At 67.3% G+C, this 15,032-nt stretch carries 14 protein-coding genes; 5 read left to right on the forward strand and 9 right to left on the reverse strand.

Translation table 11 applies throughout. The annotated features are described in order from the left end of the window. Positions 1–29: 29 nt before the first annotated feature. On the reverse strand, positions 30–989 hold the full coding sequence (locus J2X09_RS19905) for a branched-chain amino acid ABC transporter permease (protein WP_310309120.1): 960 nt from the start codon (positions 987–989) through the stop codon (positions 30–32). Then, a complete protein-coding gene (locus tag J2X09_RS19910; protein WP_204735014.1) occupies positions 986–1,879 on the reverse strand; it encodes a branched-chain amino acid ABC transporter permease in 894 nt (297 codons plus the stop codon). The genes J2X09_RS19905 and J2X09_RS19910 overlap by 4 nt, the downstream gene beginning before the upstream one ends. A gap of 98 nt (positions 1,880–1,977) precedes the next feature. On the opposite strand from J2X09_RS19910, the gene J2X09_RS19915 reads away from it, so the two are divergent. Further along, positions 1,978–2,814: an AraC family transcriptional regulator gene (locus J2X09_RS19915; RefSeq protein ID WP_204735015.1), complete on the forward strand. Its 837-nt coding sequence runs from the start codon at positions 1,978–1,980 to the stop codon at positions 2,812–2,814. Here J2X09_RS19915 and J2X09_RS19920 read toward each other — a convergent pair. The 3 genes from J2X09_RS19920 to J2X09_RS19930 form a co-directional block, all read right to left on the reverse strand. Beyond that, complete coding sequence (locus J2X09_RS19920) at positions 2,811–3,515, reverse strand: ABC transporter ATP-binding protein (protein ID WP_204735016.1); 705 nt, start codon at positions 3,513–3,515, stop codon at positions 2,811–2,813. The two genes, J2X09_RS19915 and J2X09_RS19920, sit on opposite strands and share 4 nt — an antisense overlap. Next, positions 3,508–4,308, reverse strand: a complete 801-nt coding sequence (locus tag J2X09_RS19925; RefSeq protein ID WP_204735017.1) for an ABC transporter ATP-binding protein — start codon at positions 4,306–4,308, stop codon at positions 3,508–3,510. Before J2X09_RS19925 ends, J2X09_RS19920 begins: the two co-directional genes overlap by 8 nt. Before the next feature lie 140 nt (positions 4,309–4,448). Continuing rightward, positions 4,449–5,672 carry an ABC transporter substrate-binding protein gene (locus tag J2X09_RS19930; RefSeq protein ID WP_204735018.1) on the reverse strand — a complete coding sequence of 408 codons (1,224 nt, stop codon included), beginning with the start codon at positions 5,670–5,672 and terminating at the stop codon, positions 4,449–4,451. Between the two features lie 168 nt (positions 5,673–5,840). Between J2X09_RS19930 and J2X09_RS19935 the strand changes: the two genes are divergently transcribed. The 3 genes from J2X09_RS19935 to J2X09_RS19945 all read left to right on the forward strand — a co-directional run bounded on the left by J2X09_RS19935 (position 5,841) and on the right by J2X09_RS19945 (position 8,778). After that, a complete protein-coding gene (locus J2X09_RS19935) occupies positions 5,841–6,734 on the forward strand; it encodes a LysR family transcriptional regulator (RefSeq protein WP_204735019.1) in 894 nt (297 codons plus the stop codon). Positions 6,735–6,829: 95 nt separating this feature from the next. Beyond that, positions 6,830–7,810, forward strand: a complete 981-nt coding sequence (locus J2X09_RS19940) for a Bug family tripartite tricarboxylate transporter substrate binding protein (RefSeq protein ID WP_204735020.1) — start codon at positions 6,830–6,832, stop codon at positions 7,808–7,810. Beyond that, entirely contained in the window at positions 7,807–8,778 is a 972-nt protein-coding gene (locus J2X09_RS19945) for a M14 family metallopeptidase (RefSeq protein WP_204735021.1), read from the forward strand. The genes J2X09_RS19940 and J2X09_RS19945 overlap by 4 nt, the downstream gene beginning before the upstream one ends. Here J2X09_RS19945 and J2X09_RS19950 read toward each other — a convergent pair. The 3 genes from J2X09_RS19950 to J2X09_RS19960 form a co-directional block, all read right to left on the reverse strand. Beyond that, positions 8,730–10,214 carry a UdgX family uracil-DNA binding protein gene (locus tag J2X09_RS19950; protein WP_204735022.1) on the reverse strand — a complete coding sequence of 495 codons (1,485 nt, stop codon included), beginning with the start codon at positions 10,212–10,214 and terminating at the stop codon, positions 8,730–8,732. The two genes, J2X09_RS19945 and J2X09_RS19950, sit on opposite strands and share 49 nt — an antisense overlap. An 8-nt stretch (positions 10,215–10,222) precedes the next feature. Beyond that, positions 10,223–11,527 carry a putative DNA modification/repair radical SAM protein gene (locus tag J2X09_RS19955; protein WP_204735023.1) on the reverse strand — a complete coding sequence of 435 codons (1,305 nt, stop codon included), beginning with the start codon at positions 11,525–11,527 and terminating at the stop codon, positions 10,223–10,225. Between the two features lie 81 nt (positions 11,528–11,608). Then, complete coding sequence (locus J2X09_RS19960; protein ID WP_204735024.1) at positions 11,609–12,211, reverse strand: MarR family winged helix-turn-helix transcriptional regulator; 603 nt, start codon at positions 12,209–12,211, stop codon at positions 11,609–11,611. A gap of 160 nt (positions 12,212–12,371) precedes the next feature. Between J2X09_RS19960 and J2X09_RS19965 the strand changes: the two genes are divergently transcribed. Then, positions 12,372–14,111 (forward strand): tannase/feruloyl esterase family alpha/beta hydrolase, encoded by a 1,740-nt coding sequence (locus J2X09_RS19965; RefSeq protein WP_204735025.1) that lies wholly within the window; start codon positions 12,372–12,374, stop codon positions 14,109–14,111. A 76-nt stretch (positions 14,112–14,187) separates the two neighbouring features. Here the strand turns inward: J2X09_RS19965 and J2X09_RS19970 are convergent, their stop codons facing one another. Continuing rightward, a complete protein-coding gene (locus J2X09_RS19970) occupies positions 14,188–14,952 on the reverse strand; it encodes an enoyl-CoA hydratase (RefSeq protein ID WP_204735026.1) in 765 nt (254 codons plus the stop codon). Positions 14,953–15,032 lie beyond the last annotated feature (80 nt).

Genomic DNA, 15,032 nt, shown 5'->3' on the forward strand with positions numbered 1-15,032 from the left:
ACGGAAATCGGCAACGGGATGAAAGGGGCTCAGGGTCCGGAACGGGGACGGGTGCGCAGCGCGTTGACCGCGCCGGCGATGCCGCTGCGGAACGAGAGCACGCACACCATGAAGATCAGGCCGGTGACCAGCGTCACCCAGCCACCGAAGGCGTCGAGGTAGTACTGCAGGCCCACCACCAGCGTGGCGCCGATGGCGGGGCCGAACACGGTGTGCATGCCACCCAGCAGGGCCATGAGCACCACGTCGCCCGAGAGGTGCCAGTGCACATCGGTCAGCGAGGCGACCTGGAACACCAGCGCCTTCATGGAGCCGGCCAGGCCGGACAGCGCGGCCGAGAGCACAAACAGCGTGAGCTTGTAGCGTTCCACCGGGTAGCCGAGCGAGCGGGCACGCGGTTCGTGTTCGCGGATGGCCACCACCACATGGCCGAAGGGTGAATGCACAACGCGGTGGATGAGCCACAGGCCGGCCACGGCGAGCAGCAGCACCAGGTGGTACATCGCCATGTCGCTGCGCAGGTCGATGAAGCCGAACAGCGTGCCGCGCGGAATCTGCTGCATGCCGTCTTCCGCGCCGGTGAAAGGCAGTTGCAGAAAGATGAAGTACACCATCTGCGCCAGCGCCAGCGTGATCATGGCGAGGTAGATGCCCTGGCGATGGATGGCCAGCGCACCGAACACGCCACCGAGCAGGGCCGCGAACAGCGTGCCCGCGAGCAGGCCGAGTTCTGGCGGCAGGCCCCAGATCTTCACCACCAGGCCGGTGATGTAGGCCGCACTGCCGAAGAAGGCCGCATGGCCGAAGGACATCATGCCGCCGAAGCCGAGCAGCAGGCTGTAGGCGCAGGCGAACAGCGCCATGCACAACAGCTTCATCACGAACACGGGATACACCACCTGCGGCACCCAGGGCACCGCGAGCAGCAGCACCAGCAGCACGGCGATGAAGGCTTTCTGCCAGGGGGCCATGGCGCGGGTCTTGTTCATGCCGAACCCTCCTTGCCGAAGAGCCCGCGAGGGCGGAACAGCAGCACGAGGGCCATGACGACGAAGATCACGGTGGTCGACGCCTCCGAGTAGAAGACCTTGGTGAGCCCTTCGATCACGCCGATGCCCAGGGCGGTGACGATGGAGCCGAACACCGAACCCATGCCACCGATGACGACGATGGCGAAAACGATGATCACGAGGTTGGAGCCCATGCCCGAGTTCACGTGCAGGATGGGCGCGGCCAGCACGCCGGTGAAGGCCGCCAGGGCGATGCCACCGGCGTAGGTGAAGGTGAGCAGGCGCGGCACGTTCACACCGAACGACTGCGTGAGCGCCGGCTTCTCGGTGGCGGCGCGCAGGCGCGCACCGAGCGAGGTGCGCTCGATCAGCCACCAGGTGAGCACGCAGGCGGCGAGCGCGGCGAGGATCACCCAGGCGCGGTAGATCGGCAGCACCATGAACCCGAGGTTGAACACGCCCTGCAGGCTGGCCGGCACCGGGTACGGCTGCCCCGAAGTGCCGAAGGCGACACGGAAGCCCCCCTCGAGCACGAGCACAAGGCCGAAGGTGAGCAGCAGGCCGTAGATCGGGTCCAGCCCGTACAGGCGACGCAGCAGGCCGCGCTCGAACACGCCACCCAGGCCACCCACCACCACAGGCACCAGCAGCAACGCGGCCCAGTAGCCCAGGCCCGCGTAGCGCTGCAGCATCCAGGCACCGAACGCGCCTGCCATGAAGAAGGCACCGTGTGCGAAGTTCACGATGCGCAGCAACCCGAAGATCACCGCGAGGCCGAGGCTGAGAACGGCGTAGAAGCAGCCGTTGACCAGGCCCAGCATGATCTGTCCTGCCAGCACGGGCAGCGGCAGGCCGAACACCTCGGTCATCGGATCGCCCTCCGTGCGGCGCACTGCGGTGCTGAGCGCCGCCGCAAGAGCCGGGCGGCGCTCGCCGTCTCCCTGTCTATGATGCAGGCGCCATGTCGATGAAGCATCCCGATATCTCCCAAGAAACCCATGTGCTGGGCGATGCCACCGTGCAGACGGTGGTGCGTGCCGAGCAATGCGATGCATTGGCCGCGCGCCACATCGCCCACGTGGCGGTGGTGGACGCGGCAGCCCCCTACACGGTGGTGCGGACGAACCTCAGCGGCGCGTTCATGCAGGTGTGCCTGAGCGGCGAAGGGCAGACCCTGCTCGATGGCCGCTGGTACACGCACAAGCCCGGCAGCGTGAGCTTCGCGCCTGCGCACGTGCTGCACGCCTTCCATTGCGTGCCGGGCAAGCGCTGGCGCCTGGCCTGGGTGCGCTTCCGGCCCGACTCGGTGCGCTCGGTCGACGGTGCCCTGGCCCCCACCATGAGCCCGTTCGACGGCCAGGTGCTGGAGCACGCCATCCTGGGCCTGCACGGCGAGATGCTGGGCGCGGCCGACCCGGGCACCTGCGTGGTGTGGGTCGACGTGATCGAGCGCTATGTGGCGCGCCTGCTCGAACCCCTGCAACGCGAGCCGCGCCTGGTGCCGGTGTGGAACGCGGTGAAGGCGGACCTCGCGCGCGACTGGACGCTGGCCGACCTGGCCAGCCTGGCCAACACGAGCGAGGAGCACCTGCGCCGCCTCTGCCAGAAGAGCCTGGGCCGCAGCCCGGGCCGCCAGCTCGCCACGCTGCGCATCGCGCACGCGGCGCACCTGCTGGCCACCAGCGACGACAAGATCGAAGCCATCGCCCGCAGCGTGGGCTACGTGAACCCCTTCGCGTTCTCCAACACCTTCAAACGCCTCACGGGTTTTCGCCCGTCCGATTACAGGATGCGCCATCTCTAGACCCCGATCCGGGCCGTGATGGCCTCGAAGTCGCGCAGCAGCGTGGCCGCATCGAAGGTGTCGGTGATCCTGCCCGATTCCATCAGGCAATGGCGGTCGGCCAGCTCGGCGGCGAAGTGCACGTTCTGCTCCACCAGCACGATGGTGTAGCCCCGGCCTTTCAGCTGGCGGATGAGGTCGCCGATGCGGTCCACGATCACGGGCGCCAGGCCCTCGGTGGGTTCGTCCAGCAGCAGCACGCGCGCGCCGGTGCGCAGGATGCGCGCGATCGCCAGCATCTGCTGCTCGCCGCCCGAGAGGTGCGTGCCCGCCGAATTCGCGCGCTGCGCCAGGTTGGGGAAGAGGTCGTACAGCTCCTGCTCGCTCATGCCACCCTCGGCCACCACCGGTGGCAGGCGCAGGTTCTCGCGCACCGAGAGCGAGGCATAGATGCCGCGGTCGTCCGGGCAGAAGGCCACGCCCAGGCGGCCGATGTGGTGTGGCGCCAGACCGATGAGTTCGTGACCCCTGAAGCGGATCGAACCCTCGCGGCGGCCGATCATGCCCATCACGGTCTTGAGCAGCGTGGACTTGCCCGCGCCGTTGCGGCCGAGCAGTGTGACGACTTCACCATCGTGCACGTCCAGGCTGGCGCCATGCAGCGCCTGGCTGGGGCCGTACCAGGCGCGCACATCGTGCAGCGTCAGCAGCGGCTCAGCCATGGGAAGCCTCCTCGCCGCTGCGGGTGTTGTGGTGCTTGCGCTGGCCCGCGTGGCCATGGCCCAGGTAGGCCTCGACCACGCGCGGGTCGCGCGAAACGGTGGCGTAGTCGCCTTCGGCCAGCACCTCGCCGCGCGCCAGCACGGTGATGCGGTCGCACAGGTCGGCCACCACGGAGAGGTTGTGTTCCACCATGAGCACGGTGCGACCGCGCGCGGCCTGGCGGATCAGCGATGCGGCATGGGCGATGTCTTCCGCCCCCATGCCGGCCATGGGCTCGTCGAGCAGCAGCACACGCGGCTCCAGGGCCAGCGTGGTGGCCAGTTCCAGCGCGCGTTTGCGGCCGTAGGGCAGTTCGCCGGCAGCGTGCCCGGCCCAGGCGGAGAGGCCGGCCTCGTCCAGCAGCTCGCGGGTGCGCTCGTCGTAGACGGCGAGCGCGCGGTCGCTGCGCCACCAGTCCATCGAATGGCCCCGGCGGCGTTGCAGGGCGAGGCGCACGTTCTCGAACACGCTCAGCTGGCCGAACACGGCCGATATCTGGAACGAACGCACCAGCCCCATGCGCGCCACCGCATCGGCGGGGGTGCGGGTGATGTCCTGGCCCTGGAAGCGGATGCGGCCGGCGGTCGCGTCGATGAAGCGCGTGAGCAGGTTGAAGCAAGTCGTCTTGCCAGCCCCGTTGGGGCCGATCAGGGCGTGGATGCTGCCCTCCTGCACGGACAGGTTCACGTTCGAGACGGCGTGAAACCCGTTGAAGGTGCGGGACAGGCCCTGCGTTTCAAGAATGTGAGGCATATGGAATACGAAGTCGCAAACAGGTTGCAAACCAAACCCCTCAACCAGGGGCCGCTGCGCACGGCCGCTCCGAAGCGGCCGGCCCGCCCCCCAGTGGGGGGTATGCGGCTACACGCAGTGAGCAAGCAACGGGGGGCGTCCTACTTCTTCACGAGATAGCAGGTGCTCTGCGACAGCGGCATGAAGGCCTGGTCGCCCGGAATGGTCTTCACCAGCTTCAGGTAGTCCCAGGGTCCCTTGGACTCGGCCGGCGTCTTCACCTGCCAGAGGTACATGTCGTGCACCATGCGGCCGTCTTCGCGGATCTTGCCGCCTTTGGCGAACATGTCGTTGATCGGCATCTCGCGCATCTTGGCCGACACGGCATCCGGGTCGTCCGTGCCCGCGGCCTGCACGGCCTTGAGGTAGTGCATGGTGGACGAGTAGTCGCCCGCGTGCGCCATGTTCGGCATCATGCCGCCCACGCGCTGCTGGTAGCGCCTGGCGAACGCACGGGTGTCGTCGTTCATGTCCCAGTACCACGCGTTGGTGAGCTGCAGGCCTTGCGCCGTCTGCAGGCCGAGCGAGTGCACGTCCTGGATCCACAGCAGCAGCGCGGCGAGCTTCTGGTTCTTGGTCAGGCCGAATTCGTTGGCCGCCTTGATCGCGTTGATGGTGTCGTTGCCGGTCGATGCCAGGCCGATGATCTTGGCCTTGGACGCCTGCGCCTGCAGCACATACGACGAGAAGTCCGTCGTGCCCAGCGGATGGCGAGCGGCGCCCACCACGCGGCCCTTGGCGTTGCGCACCACGTCGCCCACCTGTTGCTCCAGGCCGATGCCGAAGGCGAAGTCCACCGTGAGGAAGAACCAGGTGTCGCCCCCACCCTCCACAATCGCCTTGCCCGTGCCATTGGCCAGCGAGTAGGCGTCGTAGGTGTAGTGCACGGCGTAGGGCGAGCACTGCGCGTTCGTCACGCCCACGTTGGACGCGTTGTTCACGATGGCATGGCGCTTTTTCTCCTTGGCCACACCGGCCACGGCCAGCGCCACGCCGGAGTTGGCCAGGTCGTTGATCATGTCCACGCCCGAGTCGTACCACTCGCGCGCCTTCGCGGCACCCACGTCGGCCTTGTTCTGGTGGTCAGCGAAAACCACCTCGATGTTCTTGCCGAACATCTTGCCGCCGAAGTCCTCGACGGCCATCTTCACCGCCTCGACCGCACCCTTGCCCGAGATGTCGGCGTACACGCCGGAGATGTCGGTCAGCACACCGATGCGCAACACATCGTTCGACAGTTTGCCCGGCTGGGCGGTTTGTGCCTGGGCCACGCCCACACTGGCGGCGGCGACAACGGACGCGGCGGCCCACAGTTTCAGTTCCATGCTGCTTGTCTCCTGTTTTGGTGATGGCCCCGAACAAGGTGTTCGAGTGGCGCCATCCTAGGAGACGAGGTGCCCTGCGCCCATGGCCTGAAGGCACAGGCATCTACTCAAAACACACATTCTTTTCTGGAAGCATGATCTGGCCTCCACGTCGACGAAAGACAACGCATGCAGATCAAGTGGCTGGAAGACCTGATCGCCCTGGCGGAGACCCGCAGTTTCGTGCGGGCGGCTGCGCAGCGGCACGTGACCCACCCCGCCTTTGGCCGGCGCATCAGGAGCCTGGAGGAGTGGGCGGGGACCGACCTGGTCCTGCGGGACAGCGGGCCGGTGACGCTCACCCCGGCGGGCGACACCTTGCTACAACACGCGCGCCAGGCGGTCGAGGCGCTGGCGGCAGCGCGCAGCGAGATCGAGGACAGTGCCCTGCCCGGCCAGAGCGTGCTCACGCTGGCCACCGGCCGCACCCTGGCCCGCACATTGGCCGCCGACTGGCTGTGGCGGGTGAGGACGCACACCGCGGGCGCGCGTGTTCAGGTACGCACGGGCTCGATGGCCGAAACCTTGCAGCGTTTCGAGCGCGGCGATGCCGATTTCATGCTGACCTACTACCACCCGGCGGTCACGACACGGCTGCAGCCTTCGCAGTACTTGCAGCACACGATGGCCCACGATCGGCTGGTCCCGGTATCGCGCGCAGCGGCGGGCGGCAAGGCGCTGTTCCATTTTTCGGCCAGCAAGGCCGTGCCCTGCCTCGCCTATGCCAACACCCTCGCTCTGGGGCAGCTGGTGTCCGACCACCTGTCGAACCATGCGCAGGCACCGCGCCTCAACCCCATCCTGCAATGCGACTCGGCGGATGCGCTGCTGGAGTACGTGCTCAAAGGCCTGGGCGTCGCATGGCTGCCGTGGTCCCTGGCGGTGGGCGCCTACAAGGAGGGCAAGCTCGTTCCCCTGGCGGGCCGGGCATTGGAGATCGCGTTCGAAATCCGCATGGTGCGCAGCAAACGTCGACTGTCTCCGCTTGCCGAGCGCGTGTGGGACGTCTCCACGGCGACTTGAAGCCATATGCATTTGGCACGGATTGGTGCCGTTTCAGCACATCGGACGACCGACGGGAAATCAAGAATCGCCGTTATTCAAGACAGGAGACACCCATGCGATTTCTTTCCCCGCGCCTTGCTCCGGCACTCTCGGTCGTTCTGGCCACGGTCCTCGCGCCCTCAGCCCATGGCCAGACCGACACCTACCCCGACCGGCCCATCACGGTCGTGGTGGCCTACCCACCGGGCGGCAGCACGGACCTGACCGGCCGCGCCGTGGCCGACCAATTGTCAAAAAAGCTGGGGGTGCCGGTCGTGGTGGAAAACGTGGGAGGCGCCGGCGGCGCCATCGGAGCGCACAAGGTCTCCCGCGCGGCACCTGACGGGTACACACTGCTGCTCGGCGCCAACAACGAGATCGCGATCAACCGCTTGATCTCCCCCGCGGTGAAGTACAGCTACAAGGACTTCACACCGATCGGCCTGGTGGCCTCGCAGCCCATGGTGCTGGTCGCCTCCACGCAGAGCGGCATCACATCGGTGGATCAGTTCATTGCGGCGGTCAAGGCGCGGCCCGGCAAGTACACCTACGGCAGCTCCGGCGTGGGGACGGCGCTGCATCTCTCTGCCGAAATGGTGAAGCAGCAGGCAGGCCTGTTCATGTCGCACATCCCCTATCGGGGCGTCGGTCCGCTGACGACGGATCTGTACGCCGGCACGGTCGATTTCGGCGTGTATGTGCTGTCCAGCGGACTGCCCCACATCCGCAGCGGCAAGGTGGTGGCGCTGGGTCTCACCGAAAAGAAGCGCTCGACCGTCGCCCCGGAAATCAAGCCCCTCGCCGACCATCCCGCGCTCAGGCACACGGACATCAGCGTGTGGTTCGCCCTCATGGCGCCGCCTCAGCTGCCCGAGGCCGTCACGGCGCGCCTGCGCAAGGCCCTGGCCGAATCGCTGCAGACGCCCGAGTTCAGGAAGAAGCTGGAGGACAGCGGTTCCACCGTGGCACCGCTCCATGTCGAGATGGGCCGCTTTCTGGCGGAGGAATCGGACAAGTACCAGAAGATCGTCGAGTTCGCGAACATCAAGGAATGAGTGGCAACGTGTTTGAGCTGACTCCACCCGATCTCGGGAAATGGCGCGCCGGCAACACCGGCGTGGAAGGTGTCTGGCATTTCGATTCGAGCGCACCGGGGCGGCGTGTCATGCTCAGTGCGCTGGTGCATGGCAACGAGCTCTGCGGCGCCTGGGTCTTGAAGGAACTGCTGGATGCCGGCGTGCGCCCCGAACGCGGTTCGCTGACCCTGGCGTTCTGCAACCTCGATGCCTTCGACCGGTTCGATGAGAGCGATACCGACGCGTCGCGGTTTGTCGAAGAAGACCTGAACCGGCAGTGGTCGCCCGCGCGCATGGCCAGCGCCAGCACCCGGGAACGCCAGCGTGCCGCCGAACTGGAACCCTTCGTGAAACGAACGGACTGGCTGCTCGACCTGCACTCCATGCACGAGCCCGGCCTGCCCCTGTCGCTGGCGGGAACCCATCCGCGCAACGTCGCGCTGGCACGCCAGCTGCGATCTCCGGAACATGTGGTGGTGGACGCTGGCCACCAGGATGGTGTTCGCATGCGCGACTACGGTCCATTCGGCATGCCCGACCACGACCAGCCCGATACCCGCTCGCTGCTCATCGAGTGTGGATACCACGGCGACCGCGCCAGTGTGGGTGTGGCCCGCGACCAGTGCATCCGCTTCCTGACGGTGGCCGGCACACTCGCCGAGGCATCGGCACGGCGGTCGCTGCCCGGCTGGAAGAAGCCCGATGCGGCTCGGCAATGGGCCTTGAACGTGACGGATGCGGTGGTGGCCAAAAGCCCGAATTTCACCTTCACCCATCCCTTTCAAGGCCTGGAGCGGATACCGCAGGCCGGTACCGTGATCGGGGACAACGACGGCGAACCGGTCAGGACGCCCTACGACAACTGCGTTCTCGTGATGCCCTCGACGCGCCAGGCCCGTCAGGGCGTGACAGTGGTCCGGCTTGCACGCTGCGAGGCACTGACCTGATCGGGCTCCCACGCAGGCCGCATGGCCGCGACCCAATCACCGAAACAGGGAGCACCGGACGCGGAACGCCGCAGCACTGCCGCCGGGTGGTGCACCACCCAGACGGGCAGGCCGTCCGTACGCCTCAGCCAGCGTCCTTGGCTTTGCGCCACCCCCACCGGTTCGCCCAGCAGGCTGGACGCGGCGGTGGCGCCCAGCGCGAGGATGGCCCGCGGCGCCACCAGGCGGATCTCCGCCTCCAGCCACTGCTCACAGGCCTCCACGGCGCGCTGGCCCGGCGTCTTGTGGATGCGCCGCTTGCCCCGCGCGAGAAAGTGGAAGTGCTTGACGGCGTTGGTGAGGTAGAGCTCCGCCTCGGGCCAGCCGAGTTCGGCGATGGCCTGGCGCAGCAGCGAACCGGCGGGGCCGACGAAGGGCCGGCCTGCGAGGTCTTCGTGATCGCCCGGCTGCTCGCCCACGATCATCAGCCGCGCGCCCACACGCCCTTCGCCCCACACGGTCTGCGTCGCGGCGCAGGCGACGGGGCATGCCGAACAATGGCGCGCGCGCCGGCCCAGGTCGTCCAGCTGCTCCTGTGGGGTGCGCGGCGTGTGCGGCACCGCGCGCGGTAACTCGGTCGGCCTCCGCCGTTGTGATTCGCTGGCCTGCGCCACCATGCGGGCACTGCGCTGCGGCGCGGTCTGGATGAGTTCGGTGATGGCTCGCGTTTCCGGCAGGTTGTGCCAGTAGCGCCGGGGCATCTCGCGCATCATGGCGGCGGTCTTGAGACGCGAAGGGTTGAAGATGCTGCGGTAGTAGTCGAGCCACAGCGCTTCGCCCGCGTCGGCCGCAGGAGCCAGCGAGCGGTCGGCCCCGGGCGAGAACACCAGACCTTCGCGGTTCCAGTGCACGCACAGGCGCGGGGTGAGGATGGCCCAGTGCATCGCAGCGAAGCGCTGCGCAAAAAACGGGGCGGCAGCGCGCACGATGTGGTGCACCGGCTCGAACCACGCGGCGTAGCGCACCTCTGCGCCGTCGTCGATCTGGCGGAAGCGCACGAAGGCGTGCATCTTGTGGATCTCGCGCCGCACCTCGCGCGCCATGCGTTCCAGCACGAGGCGGCGCGGGTCCAGCGTGTCGCGCCAGCGGCGGGGGTCCGTTTTCAGGTCGAGCGCCCACGCGTGCAGGCGCTGGAAACGGTCGGGGTCGGCGTGCATGGCCACCGTTTCGGCCAGCGCCATCGCGCCGGTGGGCAACGATCGCAGGGCGCGCAAGGGCATCGTTTCGGGCGGTGGCGCGGCCACACCCGCCCCCTCGTCGCACAGAAGATCGCCCTGCATCCGGGCGCCGTCGCGCCATGTCACGTCGTCGGGCTGCGCACCACAGGCGATCGCCGATGAGAGCGCGCGCAACGCCACGGTCGCATCGCTGGCATCGCACTCCACCGTCCAGTGCATGGCATGTCTCAGGCGGCAACGACCTGTGGTGCGGCCCAGCCGAACAGATCGGGCTGCGTGCCCGCACCGCGAGCGGGTTGGCGCGCGGCAGGCAACGAAGGACCGCGCGACAGCGGGACCGCACCGGGACGGTGGTCTGGCAGGTTCACAAAATCCAGCGCCTTGCGGCCGGCCGTGCCCAGCCGCTCCATGTCCGCGCGGCGCACCTGGCGCACGCGGCGCGCGGCCAGCAGGCGCTGCACCGAATGCACACCAAGGCCGGGCACACGCAGCAGCGTTTCACGCGGCGCGCGGTTCACGTCGACGGGAAACAGCTCGGGGTGCGCGAGCGCCCACGCGAGCTTGGGGTCCATGTCCATCGACAGCATGCCGCCGGGCAACACCAGTTCGCTGGCGTCGAACCCATAGAAGCGCATCAGCCAGTCGGCCTGGTAGAGCCGGTGCTCGCGCACCAGCGGCGCGGCCTGGCCCGGCAGCCTGGCGCTGGCGTGGGGGATCGGGCTGAAGGCCGAGTAGTACACGCGCTTGAGGCGGTAGCCCGCGTACAGCCCGGCACTGACCTGCAGGATGCTGCGGTCGTCCGAGGCATCCGCGCCGACGATCATCTGCGTGCTCTGGCCGGCGGGCGCAAAGCGCGGCGGCGTGGTCCGCGCGGGGGCGCGGCCGGGCAGCGAGCGGATCTGCTGTGCGTGCACCTTCTGTTCACGCGCTTCGTCCAGCTTCAGGCGGATGCCGGCCATCGATTGCCGGATCTGCTGGCTGCTCTTGCCGGGTGCGAGCGCGTCCAGCGAGGTCTGGCTGGGCAGCTCGATGTTGATGCTGAGCCGGTCCGCATAACGCCCTGCGCGTGCGAGCAGCGCTTCGTCGGCGTCGGGAATGGTCTTGAGGTGGATGTAGCCGCGAAAGCCATGCACCTCGCGCAGCTGGCGCGCCACCTCGGCGAGCTGTTCCATGGTGTAGTCGGGCGAGCGGATGATGCCCGAGCTGAGGAACAGGCCTTCGATGACATTGCGCCGGTAGAAGTCCAGCGTGAGGTTCACCACCTCTTCCACGGTGAACCGCGCGCGCTCCACATCACTGGAGACGCGGTTGACGCAATAGAGGCAGTCGTACACGCACCAGTTGGTGAGGAGGATCTTCAGCAGCGAGATGCAGCGCCCGTCGGGTGCGTAGCTGTGGCAGATGCCCATGCCCTCGTTGGAGCCCAGGCCCTGCTGGTCGCTCGAATCCCGACGCGTGCCACCACTGGAGGCGCAGGACGCGTCGTACTTCGCGGCATCGGCGAGGATGCGGATCTTGCGGGCGACGGACATGATACTGTCATTATATACAGTACCCGGGCAGGTACCAAGTCCGGCCCGTCACCGGGGTGACGGACGCTGGACCGGCCGCGTTCAGCGGGAACGCGCCAGCTTGTGCAGCAACTCCGTGAGCATGAGGTGCTCGGCCGGGGTCAGGGTCTTGAACTTCGCCCGCTCGTTCTCCAGCAACTGCGTGGTGAATGTCTGCGCCAGGGATTCGCCCTGGGCAGTGACCGAGAGATGGAATCCCCGCCTGTCATTTTCATTTGTTTCACGAACTATCAGCCCGCGCCCGGCCAGTTTGTCGAGACCGTTGGTGATGTAGGGGGCGCTCAGGCCGAGGGCTTTGGTGAGTTGGGCGGGGGACACACGGGGATTGGCCTGGATCAGCGCCAGCAGGGTGTATTCGACCGTGCGCAAGGCATGCGGATTGCCCACCACGTCCTGGAACAGGGCGATGGTGACGATGGAGGCCTGCGCCAGCTGATAGCCAAGCAACTGTTGCAATGGGCCTTCGCGCAGACGCCCGGCGGGCGTGGATTCCATGGCGAGCTTGGGCTCTTCCGCCCTGGCGCGTGGCGGCTTCAGCGGCGCGGCCGGCGCGGATGGCGAGGCCGCGTTGTGTTCGCGCGGCTGCGGCTTGTTCCGGGCCGGTTTGGCGGAAGACGGCGTTCTGGGGCTGCGCTGGTTGTTCATCGGAGTGTTCCCTGCAGCGAAGTGCGGAGACCCTGGATTCTGCCCGCTCCACAGCTAGGGTTTTTCCTCGTCTTTTATTTAGTTAACTGAACTAATCTTATGAAGCGAACGGGATGCAAATCGTTCGCAACAAATCACAAACACACGTAGGAGACCCCCCATGTTTCAAGTCAAGATGGTCGCCCTCGCGGCGGCCAGCACGGCAGTCCTGCTCTCGGCATGCGGCGGTGGAGGAGGTGGTGACGCCACACCGCCGGCCACGCCCGAGCCCTCCCTGGCCATACCCGCACCGGGCTCGCTGTTGCCGGAAGCAGCACCTGTGACCATCACGGCGGCCGACTGCACGGCCGCCAGGCTCGGCACCACCGTGGCGTCGGCGGACATTGGCGAGCCGGTGGCCGCGGTGACGCTGAATGCGCCCGTATGGACCGCCGCGGCAGGCTCGAACCAGGCCTATTGCTCGCTCACGGGCGCCATCTATGCGGTGGACCCGAGCGCACCGGCGATCAACTTCCGCGTCTCGCTGCCCTCGAGCTGGAGCCTGCGCGCGGTGCACACCGGCGGTGGCGGCATGAACGGCTTCCCGCCGGGTGCTCCGTCCGCCGCCATCCTCGCCCTGGGCGCGGCCACCTGGGGCAGCGACTCCGGCCACAGCTTCCTGGACTCGACCTGGGCGCTGAACGAAGAAGCCATGATGAACCTGGCCTTCATGCAGATGAAGAAGACGCGCGACGTGGGCGTCAAGCTGACCGAGCGCATGTACGGCCAGAAACCCCGCTTCACGTACTGGCAGGGCGGCTCGCAAGGTGGCCGTGAAGGCCTCACCGTAATGCAGCGCTACCCGGCCGACTACGACGGCGCGGCGCTCACGGTGCCCATCGTCAATTTCTCCACCCTGCTGCTGGCCCCCGAACTGATCCGCATCCAGGAAAAGCCACTGGCCAACTGGGTGCCACCCGTCAAGGTGGCCGCGATCCGCCAGGAATTCATCCGCCAGTGCGACAAGCTCGACGGACTGGCGGACGGCATCATCAACAATTACCAGGCCTGCCGCGACATCTTCAATGTCAAGGCCGGCACGCCCGGCCGCAATCCCTGGCTGAACAAGCGATGCCCGGGCAACGTCGATCCCAACCCGACCGACAACACGGCCAGCGCCTGCTTCACCGATGGGCAGATCGAGACGCTGAACTTCATCTACTCGCCTTACAACTTCGCCACGCCGCTGGCCAACGGCGTCACCTCGTTCGGCATGTGGGCGCCCACGACCGACCCCGGTGGTTCCGGCCTGCTGGTCCCCGCCCGCTACATCGGGCAGGAAGGCGCCGATCCGGGTGCGACCATGCACAGCCACCTGGGCATCCTCGGCGTGACCGGCTTCCTGATGAAGGACCTGAACGCGAACCCGCTGGACTATGTGGAAGGCGGCATCCTCAACGCGCGGCGCGTGCAGATCTCGCGCTACCTGGACGCCACCAACCCGGATCTCTCGCCGTTCTACCGGCGCGGCGGCAAGGTGCTCATCACCATCGGCTCGAACGACAGCCTGGCCTCCACCGGCGCGCAACTGGACTACTACCAGTCGGTCCTGACCACGATGACCCGACCGGTGCTCGACGCCTTCGCTCGCCTGTGGGTGTTGCCGCAGACCGGTCATGGCCTGTCCGGCAACAACCACACGGTCAATGGCGATGGCGACACCATTCCCTCGGCCGCGATTCCCAACGCGTTCAATGGTCTGCAGATGGTGGTGGACTGGGTGGAGAAGAACCAGGCACCGGCCAAGAACCCCACGGTCACCGCAGGCGCCAAGTCGCTCCCGATGTGCTCGTACCCGCAGCACCCCCGGTACGTGTCGGGTGACACCGCACTGGCCGCGTCCTACGTCTGCGCGGACTGAACCCAGGCGCTTCAGACAAAAAGGCCTCGCACTCGCGAGGCCTTTTTCATGGACGAATGGCCGATATGTGACGCCGTCACACCTTCGAGAAGTCCGGCTTGCGGCGTTCCATGAACGCGCTGAACGCCTCGCGCGCGGCGGGTTCACCCAGCATGCGACCGAAGCTGGCGCCCTCCTCGGCCATCACGGCGAGCACCTGCTGGCTTTGGCTCTTCTTCATCAGGCGTTTGGTCTCCACCACCGAGCTCAGCGGTTTGGCGGCAAGCTTGCGGGCCACGGCCTGCGCGTAGGAAGCGGCCTCGGTGGGCGGCAGCACACGGTTGACCAGCCCCACTTCGAGCGCGGCTTCGGCCATGAAAGGCTCACCCAGCATCAGCGCCTCGGCGGCGCGGTGGTAGCCGAACATCTGCGGTACCAGCATGCTCGACGCCGCTTCGGGACAGATGCCGAGGTTGACGAAGGGCATGGAGAAGGCGGCGTTGTCGCCGGCATAGACGAGGTCGCAATGGAACAGCATCGTGGTGCCGATGCCCACGGCCGGGCCGCACACGGCGGCCACCAGCGGCTTGGGGAACTGCGCGATACCGCGCAGGAAGCGGAACACCGGCGAATCCATGCCGGCGGGCGGGTTGTTGAGGAAGTCGGCGATGTCGTTGCCGGCCGAGAAGATGGTCTCATTGCCCTGGATCACAACGCAGCGCACGCTGGTGTCGTCCTGAGCGGCCTGCAGCGCGTCGGCCAGCTGGCCATACATGGCCGAGGTGATGGAGTTCTTCTTGTCCGGGCGGTTGAAGGTGATGGTGCTGACGCCGGCTTCGGTGTGGACGAGGATGTCGCTCATGGGTGTCTCTGGAGGTGCGAGGAAGGGACCCGAAAATTACCACGAACGAGCGTGCTTTTTTAGACACCTCGCCAGGCGGT

Origin of the sequence: Hydrogenophaga laconesensis (assembly GCF_031457235.1) — a bacterium.
GTDB classification, from domain to species: Bacteria; Pseudomonadota; Gammaproteobacteria; order Burkholderiales; family Burkholderiaceae_C; genus Hydrogenophaga; species Hydrogenophaga laconesensis.